The 17,243-nt window shown below is 52.6% G+C and carries 13 protein-coding genes and 2 pseudogenes; 5 read left to right on the top strand and 10 right to left on the bottom strand.

The window, feature by feature from the left end:
- Positions 1-485: 485 nt before the first annotated feature.
- The gene (locus tag H8L47_RS28540) at positions 486-2,741 is read left to right on the top strand and encodes a hypothetical protein (protein ID WP_186957224.1); all 2,256 of its coding nucleotides are present in this window, start codon (positions 486-488) and stop codon (positions 2,739-2,741) included.
- A gap of 9 nt (positions 2,742-2,750) precedes the next feature.
- Positions 2,751-4,187: a protein kinase domain-containing protein gene (locus H8L47_RS28535; protein ID WP_186957223.1), complete on the top strand. Its 1,437-nt coding sequence runs from the start codon at positions 2,751-2,753 to the stop codon at positions 4,185-4,187.
- A gap of 70 nt (positions 4,188-4,257) precedes the next feature.
- On the opposite strand, the pseudogene H8L47_RS30000 reads toward H8L47_RS28535, so the two are convergent.
- The 3 genes and pseudogenes from H8L47_RS30000 to H8L47_RS28525 form a co-directional block, all read right to left on the bottom strand.
- Positions 4,258-4,411: pseudogene (locus H8L47_RS30000) on the bottom strand (alpha/beta fold hydrolase); the annotation flags it as partial.
- A 22-nt stretch (positions 4,412-4,433) separates the two neighbouring features.
- On the bottom strand, positions 4,434-5,186 hold the full coding sequence (locus H8L47_RS28530) for a tRNA-uridine aminocarboxypropyltransferase (protein WP_186957222.1): 753 nt from the start codon (positions 5,184-5,186) through the stop codon (positions 4,434-4,436).
- A gap of 189 nt (positions 5,187-5,375) precedes the next feature.
- Positions 5,376-5,624 (bottom strand): DUF3297 family protein, encoded by a 249-nt coding sequence (locus tag H8L47_RS28525; protein WP_186957221.1) that lies wholly within the window; start codon positions 5,622-5,624, stop codon positions 5,376-5,378.
- Positions 5,625-5,973: 349 nt separating this feature from the next.
- On the opposite strand from H8L47_RS28525, the gene katG reads away from it, so the two are divergent.
- A complete protein-coding gene (gene katG, locus H8L47_RS28520) occupies positions 5,974-8,163 on the top strand; it encodes a catalase/peroxidase HPI (protein ID WP_186957220.1) in 2,190 nt (729 codons plus the stop codon).
- 361 nt (positions 8,164-8,524) lie between these two features.
- Here the strand turns inward: katG and H8L47_RS28515 are convergent, their stop codons facing one another.
- Both H8L47_RS28515 and H8L47_RS28510 read right to left on the bottom strand, forming a co-directional pair.
- On the bottom strand, positions 8,525-8,866 hold the full coding sequence (locus H8L47_RS28515; RefSeq protein ID WP_222616718.1) for a hypothetical protein: 342 nt from the start codon (positions 8,864-8,866) through the stop codon (positions 8,525-8,527).
- Positions 8,867-9,010: 144 nt separating this feature from the next.
- Positions 9,011-10,315, bottom strand: coding sequence for a flavin-dependent oxidoreductase (locus H8L47_RS28510; RefSeq protein WP_186957218.1), 1,305 nt, complete (start codon positions 10,313-10,315; stop codon positions 9,011-9,013).
- A 205-nt stretch (positions 10,316-10,520) separates the two neighbouring features.
- Between H8L47_RS28510 and H8L47_RS28505 the strand changes: the two genes are divergently transcribed.
- Both H8L47_RS28505 and H8L47_RS28500 read left to right on the top strand, forming a co-directional pair.
- Positions 10,521-11,060, top strand: coding sequence for a MarR family winged helix-turn-helix transcriptional regulator (locus tag H8L47_RS28505; RefSeq protein WP_186957217.1), 540 nt, complete (start codon positions 10,521-10,523; stop codon positions 11,058-11,060).
- A gap of 272 nt (positions 11,061-11,332) precedes the next feature.
- Positions 11,333-12,475, top strand: coding sequence for an ABC transporter substrate-binding protein (locus H8L47_RS28500; protein WP_186957216.1), 1,143 nt, complete (start codon positions 11,333-11,335; stop codon positions 12,473-12,475).
- Between the two features lie 79 nt (positions 12,476-12,554).
- On the opposite strand, the gene H8L47_RS28495 is transcribed toward H8L47_RS28500, so the two are convergent.
- From H8L47_RS28495 to H8L47_RS28475, 5 genes and pseudogenes are all read right to left on the bottom strand, one after another.
- Positions 12,555-13,958: a DASH family cryptochrome gene (locus H8L47_RS28495; protein WP_186957215.1), complete on the bottom strand. Its 1,404-nt coding sequence runs from the start codon at positions 13,956-13,958 to the stop codon at positions 12,555-12,557.
- A 33-nt stretch (positions 13,959-13,991) separates the two neighbouring features.
- The gene (locus H8L47_RS28490) at positions 13,992-15,548 is read right to left on the bottom strand and encodes an FAD-binding domain-containing protein (RefSeq protein WP_186957214.1); all 1,557 of its coding nucleotides are present in this window, start codon (positions 15,546-15,548) and stop codon (positions 13,992-13,994) included.
- Positions 15,549-15,612: 64 nt separating this feature from the next.
- Positions 15,613-16,167 carry a lipocalin family protein gene (locus tag H8L47_RS28485; RefSeq protein WP_186957213.1) on the bottom strand — a complete coding sequence of 185 codons (555 nt, stop codon included), beginning with the start codon at positions 16,165-16,167 and terminating at the stop codon, positions 15,613-15,615.
- Between the two features lie 191 nt (positions 16,168-16,358).
- Positions 16,359-17,102, bottom strand: coding sequence for a DUF6920 family protein (locus H8L47_RS28480; RefSeq protein WP_329605506.1), 744 nt, complete (start codon positions 17,100-17,102; stop codon positions 16,359-16,361).
- Positions 17,103-17,145: 43 nt separating this feature from the next.
- Positions 17,146-17,243, bottom strand: a pseudogene (locus H8L47_RS28475) (IS5/IS1182 family transposase); the annotation flags it as partial.

Here is a 17,243-nt window from a genome sequence, read left to right as displayed (position 1 = left end):
CCTGAGTCTCACCATGTTTGAAACAACGCCAATAAATCAACTACTTACGCCGTCATCGGGAAATCTCAATGACGATAATCAACCAAAACAGATGTCTCTCCTATGAGAAACGTTGGGACACTAGTGATCCTATTTATGAAATGAGTTCCAATAAAAAATCGGTGAGACTGGCACAGACACTTTAAGCTGATTGTTGCGCAATGCAAATAATTGCAAATGATGTCTGGTTTGCAGGAACTGAAAACTCTTGATGCAATCGCGGTTAAAAATTTGAGAAATCCAAAATGCTCAGCAGAAAGTTATATGTTAAATATGCTTTTTTCTTTACGCTACTGTAATGACTGATAGTATCAAAACCTTTCATAGTACGATCTAAGCCCAAAACCCCCTTCTGTTCGCGTCTTTCAAAACTACTCCCGGTGCTACCATTTTTGCTCAGGTGCAAAACAAGTTTCAGCACCGCGCAGCGCTAGAAGGAGTTTCGCATGTTCAGCATCTTTGGTTCGTCCAAAATCAAATGTCCCCAGTGTGACCATCACAATATACAAGAAGCGGTGTATTGCACGCACTGCGGCCTCATGCTGAGCAGCCCGCGGCATGAGCCTGTCTTACGCCAAAAACGCTGGTTGCCGAAAGAGAATGAAGTCGCCATGTATTTTGGTGTGCGACCGCTGAGCAGTATCGCCAGGCAAGACTTGCATATTCCCGTCAGCGCGCGCGCCTATGTAGTACAAGAGGGCCGCTTTGTCGAATTGCTCGCGGGTGATTACATCAACCAGGATATTTCCAGCCAGCTCATGGGTTTGCAAATAGACAAGTCAGCAGAAATCCTGCTGACTCGCCTGAATCCTTTCGCCCTGCTATTTGCCTTTGAGGATTTACACACCGCAGAATTCCTGGCTATTGCTGCCAAATTTGTCATCAGCGTCAAGATTGCCGATGTACCTGTGTTTGCCACACATTTCATGCATGCGCCCGGCATCATCACTTGCCAGCAACTGCAGCAGTTGCTGGAACCCATGGTGCGCCAGATTGCGATAGAATTTTTGGGCGCCCAGTCCTTGCGTGAACTGCAAGACAATGCCCATTTGCGCCAGCAATTGGATGAGCGTCTGTTGTCGACCTTGAACCAGTCCATTGCACAATACGGCTTTGTTGCTACCCAGGCTGTTACCCGCGAAGTGCGGCACGACAAACTGACAAATGACAGAGAAAAACTGGGCGAAAAAATCAGCAGCCTGCATCTGGTCATCGATGGCCAGCGCGCCCAGCTTGAGCACAGCAAGCTCGTCGATGCACTTTACACCAATACCGAATGGCAAAAAATCGCCAGACAAGAAGAGCAAATCCGCTTGCGTTATCGCCATGAAGAAATGCGTCATCAATTTGGCAAGGACTTAAGCTGGCTGTACATGCAAGGCCAGGTCGAGAGCGCCAAGAAACGCCTGAGTCGCGCCAAGTTGCGCCAGGATGAAAACGAGAGATTGCAAATCATACGTGCACGCGAGTTGGAATTGTATGGCCGCATCGTCGAAGCCGGCACCCGCAAGCAAGCACTGGAACGTGGAGCCGGCGACACCATCAGAGAACTTGAACACAGCCTCAAGCAAAAATCTGAACAGCGCCAGAATGAAGCCGACCAGTGGTTGCATATACGCACCATGGCGCGCATCAAGATGCGTTCAGAGTCAGAAATCACACAGTTGCAAGGAAAGGAAGCTGCGCAACTGATGCAGCAAAAAATTCAGCATCAGTTACAAAAATTCCAGCTGGAACATGAATTCACCCAAGCCAGCCTGATAGCAGACCAGGATCAGCAAAAGCTACAGACGGAACTACTGCGCCACAAACAAAACCAGTTGACACGCCGGGAACAGGAACTGGAAGATGAAGAGCAAAAGAATCGCCTGATACTTGTCAGCATAGAAGCCGAAGCCAGGGCGCGCGAATTCCAGCGCATACAAGCCTGGGAAGAAGAATTGCAGCAACAGCGCAAACGTGGATTGCAGCGCGAAGACAGCATCAGTGATATTGATGCCGAACTCAAGCTCAGCCAGGTACAGGAAAAAATCAATGGCATCCGGCGCGGTGATGCGCAGGCCGATGCCATGGTGCAGCATGACAAATTACTAGGTACACTGAAAGCCCATGCCCTGTTTGAACAACAAAACCAGCAGCATCAGCATCAGGCTGCGCTCGCCAGTGTGGAAGTTGAAACCCTGAGGCAGCAACTCAAACAGCAAGATGATGAACGCCGCTGGAAAAAAGAACTGCAGCAGGCAGAAGCCGAGCGTGCCGATAAATTTGCCAGGCTGAGCCTGGAACGTGAGCAACGCCAGGCAGAACAGGCACACGATGCCCTGCTGGCCCGCATCGCCATAGAACGCATGAATGCCATCGCCAACTTCAGCGAAACCGGCAAGATCGCCACCGCCGAACCCGCCAATGCCCTGGCTTTGGCCGAGATCGTCAAAGTGCAGGCACAAGCCAGCTTGACGGCAGAACAAATCCTGGCCATGCAGGCGGGTAGTTCCGAGCATGCCGCACTGGCCATGAGTGCCATGGCCAGTACCCAGCAAGGCATGACCTGGGACCAGGTTCTCAAGATGCTGCAAGAACGCATACAGGATGAGCGTGTACAAAGAGAAGCTGAACAGCAAAGACGTCACGAGATAGACCTGAGCATGGCACAAAATGCGGGTAACCGTGTAGCCCCAATTGCTCAGGCAGGAAGAAAATAAGTCATCACAATGCAAACGCCATTACAAAAAATCCGTGAATTGCGCGCATTGCTGGATGAGGGTTTGCTATCGGAAGAAGAATTCAAGCAGCGAAAAAATGCCATACTCGATACCGAGCTGGCTCCTGTCATCGCCAGGCAGGGCAAGCAGCGCAAACCGGAGAATGAGCAAGGCACAGACCTGGGTTTTCTGGCCGGGCAAGAAGTCGGCGGTCTGTCGAAACGCTACCGGCTTGAGCGGCTATTAGGGCAGGGCGGCATGGGCCAGGTATGGCAAGCCAGCGACCTGGCAACCCAGGCCGAACTGGGTCATAGCGAAATGGTGGCACTCAAGATACTGCCACCACAACTCACTCAAAGCGCCCTGCATGCCCGTCTGCTGGTCGAAGAAGCTTCGCTGGTGCGCAAGCTGGCGCACGAACATATCGTCAGGGTCTATGACTGGGCGCGTGACCCAGCTACCAATAGCTATTTCATCATCATGGAATATCTGGATGGACAAGACCTGGAAACCTATCTGACCCGCCATACCCGTTGCACCCTCAAGCAAGTGCTGGATATGCTGGGCCCAGTAGCAGATGCGCTGGACTATGCCTGGGCAAAACATAAACTCGTTCACCGTGATTTAAAACCCAGCAACCTCTTGCTGACACAAAGCGGGGAAACCAAGCTGCTGGACTTTGGCATCTCTGCCCGTTTGCGCAGCCATACCCAGGCTGGCCTCATCTCCACCAGCATGACGCCATCACGTTCGCCTTACGCTGGTACGGCAGGCTACCGTGCGCCAGAAGCTGGCAGCCACCAGCACAGTCCCGCGCTGGACGTGTATGCCGTCGCCGTCATGATTTACCAGATGCTGGAAGCTGCCATGCCCTTTGGTGAATATCGCCATCCGCAGCAGCAACCAATACAAGCTGCCACGCTCAATGCTGCGCAATGGCAAGTCTTGCAAAGTGGCTTTGCGATCCAGCCAGACCAGCGCCCCGCCAGTGTCCGTGCTTTATTACAGACCCTGCAAGCCGCAGGCAAGTCTGCTTTGAATGCCGCAGCAGGCAAAGCTCCAGGCCACAACAGGCAACAGCCTGAGTCGGGCGTCTCTCCAATAGAAGTCGCAGCCCGCCAGCGTGCAGAATTAAGACGGCAACGCAAGGAGCTGGAAAAGCAAAGGCGCGAACAAGCCAGCGCTGCCTTGCATGCCCTCATCGCCAGACAAAACCGCCAGCGTGCCATAGAAGATGCCCAGCGCCGCCAGAAAGAAGAACAGATAAGGCAATACAAAGAGCAGCAAGAAAAACAACGCCAGCAAGAAGAAGCAATTGCTGCCATGAGACAAGCAGACGCGCACAGTGATGTCACTATCACCTGGGAAGAAGCGCAACGCTATCTGGCTGCGATCAGCCGCAATGCTGGCCCTGAAAATGGCTCAATACCAGGGATTGTGGCGTAGATAAACACATGCCATGCCTAAAAAACGGCACGACCCCGCTTGCAGACCAATTTACTCACGATCAAATTGATTAATTTTTCACTGCAGCAAAAATTGCATCGGCAACTGCTTTGGGTTGAGACAGCATAGGCATATGGCTGGTTGGCAGCGTGGTCGTCACGGCATTGATCTTTTTTCGCAAAAGCAGCCTGCAAGGCCGGATCTATCGTGCGGTCCTTGCTGGCCTACAACAGAATATTTAAGTCCCTACAAGCCTCGTACCAACTCCCGCATCTGCACATGCAATTCATCCTCCCATTCCACCTTCAACTGCTGCTTTGCGCGCAGATAATGATCAGTGAACAAGTCGAGATACATCTCCAGCGCCCCCGCAGCCGCAGTCTCACCAGCCAGTCCCAGGCATAGGGCTGCCACTTCCGAGGTACACAAATGATCGTCCCTTCGCGAGCGGCGCAAGCGGTAACGTGAAAGTTGTTCTGGCAACAAGCTCAGTACAGGGAACTTTGCCAGGTAAGGGCTTTTTTTGAAAATCTTGCGGGCTTCTGGCCAGGTAGCATCCAGCAAAATAAACAGCGGGCGCTTGTGGTTATCCTGTTCTGCATCTACAGGCAGCAACTCCGAAATCACCCGCTCTGGAGTGACAAATTCACCAGGGAAGACAACATACGGCTGCCATTGCGGGTCAGCCAGCACGGCCAGCAAGGCTGGATCGACTTCAGTGCGTGCCCAGCCAAAGGCCATGGTGTCGGGCACCACATCGGCAATTAGCCAGCCGGTATTGCTGGGTTTCAGCGTCTCATGTTCGGCCATCAGCAGGCACACCCCCGCACGGGTAGGCACGACGGGGCGCAATTCGCACAGGCAATGGCTAAGTATCAGCCTGCAGCCGCTACACCGCTCACCCTTGGGGCCACCACGCGCAAGAAACGGCCTGGTACTGCGCTCAAGACGGGCAGAACGCAAGCGGGATACAGCGTGTGGCAGGGGAGTGGGTTTCATCAGTGAATCAGGATAGTGCATGCAGGCAACAAAAGCAGCATGCCTGTTCAGACAGCAAACAGGCAGACAATCATATCGGAGGGGATTTTGGCGTCCTGCCTAACGATGCGGACGCCATGCCAGCCAACTCTGGGCCGAAGAAACGGGCACTGCAAAAGCCAGCACCCGGCTGTAACTCAGTAATGGCGATCAGCGGTAAAAAGCCTCAACCACACCCTTGACTTTGATCATCAGGGGATTGCCCTTGCGGTCACGGGCCTTGCCAGCAGCAACGCTGACCCAGCCTTCGCTGATGCAATATTCTTCAACGTCATTGCGCTCTTTGCCATTGAGCTTAATACCGACATCGTGTTGAAACACTTCGGCGACATGATAGGGGCTGCGCGGATCAACCGACAGGCGATCTGGCAATGGGGGTAGTTGTGTAGTGTCATTCATATTCGCAATTATCCCTTAGAAGTGGTGACGATTCAATGACTCTCATACTTTGGTATAAATAAGTTAACATGTAGAACACAATGAATCAGGCCATTTTAAATTCAGAATTTCTCGCTCAGCCCATAGGATCGCCATCAACAAAGCGGCACAAACACTTGGCACCAGCAGGGTATGCAAGAGTAAGCACAATTTGGCCAGGGAATAAATCGATAGTTAAAACAAATTGATTCAATCAATTAAATTGATTTTACCTATTATTTATCCATCTCTACAATCGATCAGGTAGTAGAGCTCATCACATCCTTTTGATGAAATGAGCTCGTGTGTCACTCAATCAAAGGAGATAAGAATGTCAAACGAAGCAAAATGCCCATTCTCAGGTAACGCCCGCACCGCAGTGGCAGCCAGCCACCCAAACGCAGACTGGTGGCCAAATCAATTGAACCTCAAGATATTGCACCAGCACTCCCCTGCATCCAATCCGCTGGGTGAAGATTTTAACTACGCAGAAGCATTCAAGACTCTGGATCTTGACGAAGTCATCAAAGACCTGCATGCCCTGATGACAGATTCGCAAGAATGGTGGCCTGCTGATTACGGTCACTACGGCCCCTTCTTCATTCGCATGGCCTGGCATAGCGCGGGTACCTATCGCACCAGCGATGGTCGCGGCGGCGCTGGCGCTGGTGCGCAGCGCTTTGCACCCCTCAATAGCTGGCCTGACAATGGCAATCTCGACAAGGCACGCCGCCTGCTCTGGCCCATCAAACAAAAATACGGCAACAAACTGTCCTGGGCAGATTTGATGATCTTGACCGGCAATGTTGCGCTCGACTCCATGGGCTTCAAAACCTTTGGTTTCGCCGGTGGACGTCCCGACATCTGGGAACCGGAAGAAGACATCTACTGGGGGCCCGAAGGCAAATGGCTGGATGACCAGCGCTATAGCGGCGACCGCGACCTGCAAAAACCGCTGGCCGCCGTACAAATGGGCCTGATCTATGTCAACCCCGAAGGCCCCAATGGCAACCCCGACCCAATCGCATCGGCACGCGATATCCGCGAAACCTTCGCCCGCATGGCCATGAATGACGAAGAAACCGTCGCGCTGGTCGCAGGCGGCCACACTTTTGGCAAAGCCCACGGCGCAGGTGACCCTGCCCAGGTAGGCGCAGAACCCGAAGGTGCCAGCATAGAAGAACAAGGTCTGGGCTGGAAGAACAGCTTTGGCACAGGCAAAGGCGTGCACACCATCACCAGCGGTATAGAAGGTGCCTGGACAGCCACGCCCATCACCTGGGATAACTCCTACTTCGAAACCCTGTTTGGCTATGAATGGCAACTGACCAAGAGCCCGGCTGGAGCCCATCAATGGACACCCACCGATCTGGCCGCCAAAACCACAGTACCAGATGCGCACGACCCATCCCTGCGTCATGCACCCATGATGACCACAGCAGACATGGCCCTGCGAGTGGACCCGGCATATGAAAAAATCTCGCGCCGTTTCCTGCAAAACCCGCAAGAACTGGCAGATGTTTTCGCTCGTGCCTGGTACAAACTGACCCACCGCGACATGGGTCCCATCACCCGTTACCTTGGCCCTTTGGTAGCAAAAGAAGAACTGATCTGGCAAGACCCTATTCCAGCAGTCAATCATGCTCTGGTCGATGAGAGCGACATTGCCAGTCTCAAGGCAAAGCTGCTGGCATCTGGCCTCAGCATATCGCAATTGGTCAGCACTGCCTGGGCTTCGGCATCTACCTTCCGTGGCAGCGACAAACGCGGTGGCGCGAATGGCGCGCGCATACGCCTGGCACCACAAAAAGACTGGCAAGCCAATCAGCCAGAACAACTGGCCAAGGTGCTGGCCAAACTGGAAGCCATACAGGCAGAGTTCAATGCTGCCCAGACTGGTGGCAAAAAAGTCTCCCTGGCTGATCTCATCGTCCTTGGTGGTACCGCAGCAGTGGAAGCTGCCGCCAAAAAAGCTGGACATGAAATACAAGTGGCCTTTGCCCCAGGCCGCATGGATACGACGCAAGAACAGACCGACGTAGAATCCTTTGAAGTCCTCGAACCTGTCGCAGACGGTTTCCGCAACTACCTGCGCAAAGGCCTGGAAGGCTCTGCTGCTGCACTACTGATCGACAAGGCGCAACTGCTCAAACTCAGCGCGCCAGAAATGACCGTGTTGATTGGTGGCTTGCGTGCCCTGAACGCCAATGCCGGACAATCGCAACTCGGTGTATTCACCAAACGACCAGAAACATTAAGCAATGATTTCTTCGTCAACTTGCTGGACATGAATACCAAGTGGCACAAATCAGGTATAGAAGGCGTGCTCGAAGGCCGTGACCGTGTGAATGGAGATGTGAAATGGACAGCCAGCGTAGTTGATCTGGTCTTCGGTTCCAACTCACAACTGCGTGCTGTGGCAGAAATCTATGCAGGCAGTGATGCACAACAGAAGTTTGTACATGATTTTGCTGCCGCCTGGACCAAGGTCATGAATGCGGACAGGTTTGATTTGTCGTAAATCTCATACAGGCACCTTCCCCTTCAAGGGGAAGGCCAGGATGGGGATGGGTTTCCATTGCAATTTGGGTGCAGGCAACTTAGCTGCAAACTGTCCCCTTTAAGCACTGCCATGGTGCACCCAGCAAGCGATCTGGACTCCGTCAAAACCAGATCTGGCCCTCGCATTCCCCGTCACCCCCAAAGCATCCTTGTCAAACCCTGCCAGCTCATGTAGCGTGAGGAAATTGCCTCCAACTCCGCTTGCGTGATCATCTCATGCACATCGGCAAAACCCAGCGGGTACGTTCCTTTGCCATTTGCATGACCTGTTCAGGTACATTCTATGCACCCGCAAAAAAAAATGTAAAGACGCAGGCGCCTTATTCGCGATTGAGCTTGCGAGCATGCATAATCATTCTTATACCAAAAAATGTTCCGATAGGGATGCCTAACAATAAGGGAACCGCCAAAAAATACGAAGCACCAGATGCCCAATTTTTGCCCGTTTCAACGGCATCACTAGCCTTGTAATGTGCAAAAGCCCAAAGTATAAAAATACCGCTGAATACAGTCATCTCTATCAGCCCGCCTTGGCCTTTGCCAAAGCTGCTAAAAAGTTCGTAAAGAAATGGCAGCGATATGACGCCGTAAATCACGGCAAAATAAAGATGCATGCTGGTCAGTGCGCGTACAGGTGAATTACTGTCCCATGAAGAAGACATATGTGGATCTTTCAAAATTTTGATATTAGTGGTGTATATGCGCCCGGTGCGCGGCGAAAGATGCTACACGACGAAGCAATCTTAAGCAAATGCAGAGCAGATACCATGCAAATTCGAAGACGATCAATTTGCCGTGGTTTTGTCTCAGGCCGGTTTGGACATTGCGTATTTCTGTGACAGTTCACTGGCGTCTGCGCTTTCAGGTTGAACTTTTCCCGTCACCCGCAAAGCATCCTTGTCAAACCCCGCCAGCCGCTTGTAGCGCAAGGAAATCGCCTCCAGCTCCGCTTGCGTGATCACATCTTTTATATCAGCAAAACCGAGGGGGGCACGTTCCTCTGCCATCTGCATCACCTGTTCAGGCCCATTCATACGGTTGCGCAATACGATGCCTGTGGTGCGCGGCAAACGCTCAGCCTCATACTCACGCAGCGCATACAAAATACTCGCTTCACCAACGAGACAGTCAGTCAGGTAGCGCGCATCAAGTATTGCCTGCGCACTGCCATTTGAACCTATAGGGTACATGGGGTGGGCCGCATCACCCAGCAAAGTCACCCGCTCAAAAGTCCAGCGCGGTAATGGGTCACGATCCACCAGTGGGAATTCATACACCACTTCTGACTTTTCGATCAGATCAGGAATATCTATCCACCCCCAGTTCCAGCTATCAAAGGGTTTGCTGAATGTGGCTTTATCCACCTTGCGGTTCCAGTCCGACGTTGGCAACTCACCACCCGGCACACGTAACTCGGCAATCCAGTTAATCAGCGAACGACCCTGCGCACGCAATGGTTCAGAGATAGGGTAGCAAACAAATTTCTGGTCCTGATGCCCCGCCATGAACATGCTGCGTCCGTCCATATACGGCGTAGCCTCCGTCACACCGCGCCACAGCATACGGCCAGAAAAACGTGGTTGGTCTCCCTGCGGGTATAAAAAGCGTCGCACTGCCGAATGTATGCCGTCCGCACCGATGAGCAAATCAGACTCCACCAGCACTGCCGCCTTATCCACCTGTCTGGTGAAAGTAGAAATTACCTTGTTCGCCACCTGTTCAAAAGAGGTAAATGCATGCCCCTGATGAATGCGTCCAGCACCCAGACGTTCGATGGCATTCTGCAGCAAAGTCATCTGCAATTCACCACGGTGTATGGAATATTGCGGCCAATCATAACCAGCAGCACGCCCGCGCGGCTCTTGCCAGATTTTTTGACCAAACTTGTTGAAATAAGAAAGTGATGAAGTCTCGATACCTAGTTCAGCCAGGCAGTTTTCCAAACCCAACTGGCACAATTGCTGGCTCGCATGCGGTAGCAAATTGATGCCCACACCCAGCGGCTTGATCTCATTGACTGCTTCATACACTTCAACATCGATGCCGCGCTCATGCAACATCAGGGCAAGAGTCAGGCCACCTATACCGGCACCGGCGATTACTACTTTCATGTCTTCCTCCCGAAATTTAACGATGCTGCACGTTTTTAGATACGACTATATTGTTCTACTGTATAACAATTATTCGAGATTACACAAGCACTGTTGCAAATTTCCAGACGCCTGGCTCTTGCGCACTAGTAATGTGAATTCGCTAATTCAAGACAGGCAGCATGTACAATACTTCTAAGAACAAGCTCACTCATATTGCCTGATCATGCCCAAACAAAAAACAGACATCCTCAAAGCGCAAACCAAGACCAGGGCAGCAGCCCCGAAGCGCCAGAGCAGCACGGCACAGCTCCCCACTTTCAACGCCCGTATAGAAGGCATAGAGTATGGCATTCTTGACGAACTGACCGGCTACGCCGTGCGCCGCGCCCAGCTATCCATCTATGCTGACTTCAGCGCCAGTCTGGGCGTTTACGACATCACACCTCAGCGTTTCTCATCTTTAGTGATTGTCGGCAACAACCCGGGCATTTCCCAAACCCGCCTTGCGGAAGTCATGGGCATAGCCCGCTCAGGCGTAGTAGCCATTATCGACAATTTTGAACAAGCTGGCCTGCTGGAACGCCAGGACTCCGGCGACCGCAGATCCTACAATCTGCACCTGACCAAAGAAGGCCAGAAGCAATTAGAGAAATACAAACTGGCCGTGAAAGAACATGATGACAGGGTCAGCCAGCAGTTGTCGGTGAAAGAGCGTCAGCAATTGCGCGCCTTGCTGGGGAAGTTGTGTATAGATCCTAAGTAAGGGATTCCTTCTGCACAAACAAACTTGCAGTCGTCGCAGGTTTTGTACCTTCACGTCCACCTGGCTACCTCCAGCACGAAATCCAAAAAATTCCAAATCCCCACTTGCAAGCAATCCAAAATATTATTATATTGAATAACTGTTATACGACATAACAATATTGCGTTGCAATAAAAAATTGCCAGGCCGGCCAGCAAACAAGCTTAGATGGCGAAAAGCAATGTCGCGTCGCATCCGCATCTGCAATACCAACAATAATTCAGGAGACAGCAATGCAATTCAACATCAAACCGACGATATTGGCTCTGCTGATAGCAACAATCGCAAGCACGGCCCAGGCCGACATCACCATAGGCGTCAGCCTGCCACTGACCGGCCCCGCATCTGGCCTGGGCATTCCCACCAAAAACGGCATAGCCCTGTGGCCAGAGACCATCGGCGGTGAAAAAGTTAAACTGATCGTCCTCGACGATGCATCCGATACCACACAGTCCAGCAAAAACGCCCGCAGGCTCATCACTGACGACAAGGTAGATGTCATCGTCGGCTCCACTGCCACACCCGCCTCCGTTGCCCTGGCAGAGGTCGCATCTGAACTCAAGACGCCACAAATATCGACCTCTCCTGTTGAGGTCGCGCCCGGCAAAGGCATCTGGACATTCCGTGTCGCCCAATCGACACCGCTCATGGCTCATGCTGTAGCCGACCACATGAAAAAAACAGGTGTCAAAACCTACGCCTATCTAGGCTATTCTGATGCCTATGGCGAAACCTGGTTCAAAGCAATTACTGCCGCTGCCAATAAAAATGGCTTGCAGTCTGTTGCCACAGAGCGCTTCAACCGCCCTGACACCAGCGTCACAGCACAGACGCTGAAACTACTTGCTGCCAAGCCAGACGCGATACTGATAGGCGCATCTGGCAGCGGCGCAGCCATGCCACACAAGGCACTGATAGAGCGCGGCTACAAAGGCAAGATCTACCAGACACACGGTGCAGCCTCGCGTGACCTCATACGCCTGGGCGGCAAAGACGTAGAAGGCGCGTTCGTCGTCGCAGGCCTGGCCATCTTGCCCGAACTTCTGCCAGACAACCACCCATCCAAACAACTGGCCACAGACTTCACCAATCGCTATGAAAAACAATATGGCGAAGGCAGCAGAAACCAGTTCGCAGCGCATGGCTACGACGCCTACCTGCTACTGAACCGCGTCATTCCCCTGGCCCTGAAAAAAGCCAAACCCGGCACGCCAGAATTCCGTACAGCTTTAAAAGATGCGATGGAATCCGAGATCGACATCCCCATCACCCAGGGCGTCTTGCATTACACAGCAAATGACCATTTTGGCCTGGAAGAAAAGGCGAGAGTAATGCTGACCATACAAGGTGGCAACTGGAAGGCCGTCGGCCCTTGAGATGTCGGGCGAAACCTGAAATGAAACCCTGATCGTATGAGCAAGCGCCGCCAGAACTGCGGCGCTTGCTTTTCTCATCTCATTGATTGCTGGCGTCGCTTTCAAGTTTCCCCCACAAGCGTCGGTATGTGCCGTCACGATCGTGGTCATGAACTTGTTTTGGGATATTGAAACGCCTGCCATTGCGTGGGTCTGTGCCACGCCCTGCGATATACAGCCAGTTCCCTTGATTGCTGTACACATCATAATCAATGAGCTGAGCTTCAAACCACGCAGCACCAGCCCGCCAGTCGCAAGCCAGCTCATGGATAAGATAACTGGCAACCACCTGGCGCATGCGGTTGGATAAATAGCCTGTCGCAGCAAGCTCCGCCATGGCTGCATCAATAAACGCATTGCCTGTCCGGGCCTGGCACCAGTCGTTAAATTTTTCCGCATCATGTGGCGGCATTGGCAAATCGGTCAGGCCCTTTGCGGAATATAACTGCCGTCCGTATTTGAGATGCAGCAAGCGAAAATAATCACGCCACAATAATTCAAACCAGATCCAGTAACTGCCATCATTGGCACCAAGCTCTGCTTCAAATCCTTTTAGCGCGCTAAAAATCTGGCGTGCTGATATCGCACCAGACGCCAGCCAAGGAGAAAATTTGGTCGAATAATCCAGCCCCGACAATTGATTGCGGGTTTGCTTATAGGTATGCGGTAGCTTACGCTTCAAATAGTTTTCTACATGCGCGTTAGCTGCAGTTGAACCACCAGAAAACGCAGGCAAAAAGTAGGGGAAAGATGAGCGAGCATCATTCAGCAATGCTGCTGCTTCAGCGCTTGGCTCTACCGAGGCAGCGTGTGAGTCAATTGCCCACTTCCTCGCAATCTGGCCAAAGTTGTCCGGCAGAGCTGGCAAGGAATGCGGTGCTGGTAGCGGTGCGGGCGGCTGCACGCCTTTGGCTTCGATGAGAGTACGAAACTGCGTAAATACATCAGGCAGCGCATCCGCCCCGAAGGGTAGATATGTTGGATCAAGCAAGCTAGATTGCCAGTGCGTATGCACAGTTAAACCTGCAGCGCGTAATGCGTAGATATCATCTTGCTCATAAGGTGCCGCAATCTCTTCACAGTAAACTACCTTACTACCTAGTTCTCTGGCAAGCAGCGGCAGAAATTCCACGGCACTCATGCTGACTTCCAGTAGCTGGCTGCCCATTGCGTGTAACTGCTGACTTAAATCAGCTAAGGCAGATTCCACAAAGCGCTGGCGATGTAGCCCAGGGTGCGGAAAGTTCCAGCGCTGTGCCTGCAAAGTAGCGGATGGGTGACAATACACAAATACCAGGTTTTCAGCGTGCTGGCAGGCGCGAATTAATGCCTGGTTATCTGCCAAACGCAGGTCATTGCGAAACCAATAAATCACAATGCCCGGTGTGTTGGACGTGCCCGTCTCTTGAGCTTGCGCTGTAATAACATTTGAACTATGACTCATCGCTTTCCTTATTCTGAAACCGTTGCTCTCGTCTCACCAGTCCAGTTCTAATTGCAGGCTGACAGGCTGTTTGCTGGATGCAGTCTGCTGGTGTGTCTTGCCTGGAGTCTTTTTGCGCGAACCGTGCTTTTCTATGACGGCCAATTTTGGAGCCTGCATGTGGGGCTGCTTGCGCAAGTCAAATAGCCGGGTCTTGGCAATGCGAGTAGCCTGTTCCAGATCAACTATAGGCGCAGGTATATCGACACCCACTTTCACACCACAAGCTGCCTGCACATCTGGCGGCATGCGCCATGGTTCAAACAACCAAGTGTCCGGTACGCGACGCATCGCAGACAGCCAGCGACGCACGAAATGTCCATGGGGATCATGGTCACTGGCCTGCTTGACTGGATTATAAATGCGCGGCACGTTCATTCCCGTAGTGCCTGATTGCATCTGCATCTGGCTCCAGTGTATGCCTGGTTCATAATCCAAAAACTGGCGTGCGAGCCAATGCCCGACTGGCCGCCAGTCCAGCCACAAAGGATAGGCAGCGACAGAAACCAGCATGGCGCGCATTCTAAAATTAAGCCAGCCTGTTTGCCGCAACATCGTTACACACGCATCAACCAGCGGCCAGCCAGTACGGGCAGAAATCAGAGCCTCAAAATGCGCCTGATTGAATTCCTGTTCACGCAAACCATCATAGCCGCGATGCATATTGCGGTATTCGATTTCTGGCTCGCTCTCCAGTTTTTGAATAAAGTGGCAATGCCAGTACAAGCGACTGATAAAGGCTTCCAGCCCTTTCTTGTGACGCTCAGCCGTTACGGGCAAGCTGGCGATATGGTCGCGTGTGGCATGCACGATTTCCCGCAAACTAAGACAACCAAATGCCAGATACGGCGACAGGCGCGAACAAGCCGTGGGTGCCGATAAGGGCGATGAAATCCCGCCGCGATATTGATGACTGCGCTCACGCAAGAAGCTATCCAGTATCATCAAGCCGTTCTGCCTGCCACCACGCTGGCGTGCAGGTGGATTGAAAGGCTCCAGATGCAAGTCCTGTACTGAAGGTGGCAATCGTGGGAGTGTAATTGCAGGCGTCAACGGTGAAAATTTTGTGGCGCTTAAGGGCGGCAGCGCTACACAGGGCGAGTCATTATGCGCATTCCAGCTGGCCTGCCAGTCATCCCTGCTCCGCAAGCGACGCACCACACCAAACTGGGCAAACTCATGCCATTCCACTTGTTGCGCGCGGCACCAACGAGCCAGCGCCTTATCACGCTGATAAGTGACGTTGTTACCCGTTTCTTCGTGTGAATAAATAGCCGAGAATGGCTGATGGGTAAAAATGTGCGCAAAGACCTCAGTGACTTCACCCGTCAATATATGCAGTTGGCCACCGCTTTTGCGTAAAGCAAGATAAAGCTCACGCAAGCTCTCAAGCAAGAACTGGTAATGCTGGTTCGCCGCATCAGCCTGCGCCCACAAAGATGGCTCAACAACGTACAAGCACAGCACCGGCCCTTTGCTGGTTGCTGTATGTAGCGCAAGATGATCATGCAAACGCAGATCGCGTTTGAACCAAACGATGCTATATGTCATGCGGGCATTATATCAACGCCTGTTTATTTTATCCGGCATGCACAAAAACTGGCAGGCAAGCCTGCTACTCCTGTTTGGTGGGCACCAGCTTGCTTACGTCAAAGCCTTGCGCCACCAGCCGTGCGACCAGGGCATCGTACTTTTCCTTATCGACTTTTTTCGTGCGCGACAATATCCACAAGAACTCGCGCTTGGCTTCGCTGACGGCAACCAACTGATAATCCTGGTCCAGATCTATGACCCAATAATCACCCCACACCATAGGCAGAAAAGACAAAAACGCTGGCGCAAAGCGCACTTTCAACTTCGGTGAGCTTGAGTTGCCCACCTGCCTGGCCTCGCCTACAGCCTCGATGACTTCGCCACCACTTCCCTGGCAACGGTTGGTAACCTGTACCTTGTCATCCGGTAATGCTGAATACGTCGCCGAGGTGAAGCCCGTACACTTCTTCTGGAATCGATTTTCAAACTTCGCGATTTCGTACCAGGTGCCCATGTAGCGCGGCACATCCAGTGCGGCAATTGTCACAACAGGCTTGGCAGCGGCTTGCGGTGCATCGGCAGCATTCGCGCTCAGGCTTAATGCAAACAGTAGCGCGCAGATGACTCTCTTCTTCATTAAATTCTCCAAATGACTTCATGGTAATTGCAGCCCTTGACTACAGTGTGGCGACACTTCCCTGACATAACAATATACAGTTAATTTGACAGACGTATCACAGCTCCCCGGGCGAGCTCAGACATTTGCCAGCTATCATCTGCCATGAGCTACCTGTCCCATGCAACCGTATGCGCTGGCTGGCCAGCTGTCTAGAATTCATAGGCCAGTGCAGTGATGGTGCCACGCCAATATGGCTTGCGCCCGTCAGCATGAAGCCATGCAGCTTCACCGCTTAGCGGCACCAGCATGCCATCGCGTTCCTGATAATTGAACCAGCGCCCTTCCCAGGGTGTGTGCACGATAAGCTTGCCCACCAAGGCAGCGCGGGCTTCAACCCGCACTGATTCAATCAAGCCAGCCTGATTAAAACTGACCAGCATGGTCGCGCTAATCGCACCATCGGCAAGCGTCGCGCTGGCTGTATGCTCATCAACTGCCTGCCACTGCACCCCCTGGCTGGGGAGCAAGGCAGAAGGGTACCAGGTCGCCTCAGCAAAAAAGCGCATGAATTCAGCTTCGGCCAGATCGCGCGCGCTGATCTTGTCCACCATGCTCCACAGGCCAAGTAGGGAGGGGGTCAAGATACCTTCACCACCCACATAGGCATCATGTACATAAACAGCTATACCCGGCACCATGGCAATGCGCGCATCCCAGACAAAGCCCGGCCTGCGGGTAATGACCCGCTGTGTTGATGCAAACGACTTCCACTGCTCACCAGCCACACTCAGGTTAAAGCTGCCAGTATGTGCAACACTCGCAGCAGAAATGATGGCCTGGCCATCCTTTAATACCGTACGAAAGTACCGAGCCACCGGGGCGGGTAGGTGTTCAAGTTCTTGCGCGCTGTATCGCGATGCTGTTGCCGCCAGGCGCGCACTCTCCAGCCGCACCAGCAAGCCCCGCGTCTTAGAACCTGTTCGAGATCTTTTTTGATCACCCCCGCCGCAAGAGCAAAGTGAGGAATGCCAAATTAACGAATTGCAAGCTGGTATTCAATTGTCGCTCACAGTTTTTCCAAAGGCGATGGCATT

Origin of the sequence: Undibacterium umbellatum (assembly GCF_014284125.1) — a bacterium.
In the GTDB taxonomy this organism is placed as follows: Bacteria; Pseudomonadota; Gammaproteobacteria; order Burkholderiales; family Burkholderiaceae_D; genus Undibacterium; species Undibacterium umbellatum.
The sequence above is the reverse complement of the archived record's forward strand: the minus strand, read 5'-3'. Positions and strand labels throughout refer to the sequence as shown.

Bases quoted from the DNA above. Each gene is read 5' to 3' on its own strand.
- H8L47_RS28540 (WP_186957224.1), top strand. From the start codon at position 486: ATGTTCAGCATCTTTGGTTCGTCCAAAATCAAATGTCCCCAGTGTGAC.
- H8L47_RS28535 (WP_186957223.1), top strand. From the start codon at position 2,751: ATGCAAACGCCATTACAAAAAATCCGTGAATTGCGCGCATTGCTGGAT.
- H8L47_RS28530 (WP_186957222.1), bottom strand. From the start codon at position 5,186: ATGAAACCCACTCCCCTGCCACACGCTGTATCCCGCTTGCGTTCTGCC.
- H8L47_RS28525 (WP_186957221.1), bottom strand. From the start codon at position 5,624: ATGAATGACACTACACAACTACCCCCATTGCCAGATCGCCTGTCGGTT.
- katG (WP_186957220.1), top strand. From the start codon at position 5,974: ATGTCAAACGAAGCAAAATGCCCATTCTCAGGTAACGCCCGCACCGCA.
- H8L47_RS28515 (WP_222616718.1), bottom strand. From the start codon at position 8,866: ATGTCTTCTTCATGGGACAGTAATTCACCTGTACGCGCACTGACCAGC.
- H8L47_RS28510 (WP_186957218.1), bottom strand. From the start codon at position 10,315: ATGAAAGTAGTAATCGCCGGTGCCGGTATAGGTGGCCTGACTCTTGCC.
- H8L47_RS28505 (WP_186957217.1), top strand. From the start codon at position 10,521: ATGCCCAAACAAAAAACAGACATCCTCAAAGCGCAAACCAAGACCAGG.
- H8L47_RS28500 (WP_186957216.1), top strand. From the start codon at position 11,333: ATGCAATTCAACATCAAACCGACGATATTGGCTCTGCTGATAGCAACA.
- H8L47_RS28495 (WP_186957215.1), bottom strand. From the start codon at position 13,958: ATGAGTCATAGTTCAAATGTTATTACAGCGCAAGCTCAAGAGACGGGC.
- H8L47_RS28490 (WP_186957214.1), bottom strand. From the start codon at position 15,548: ATGACATATAGCATCGTTTGGTTCAAACGCGATCTGCGTTTGCATGAT.
- H8L47_RS28485 (WP_186957213.1), bottom strand. From the start codon at position 16,167: ATGAAGAAGAGAGTCATCTGCGCGCTACTGTTTGCATTAAGCCTGAGC.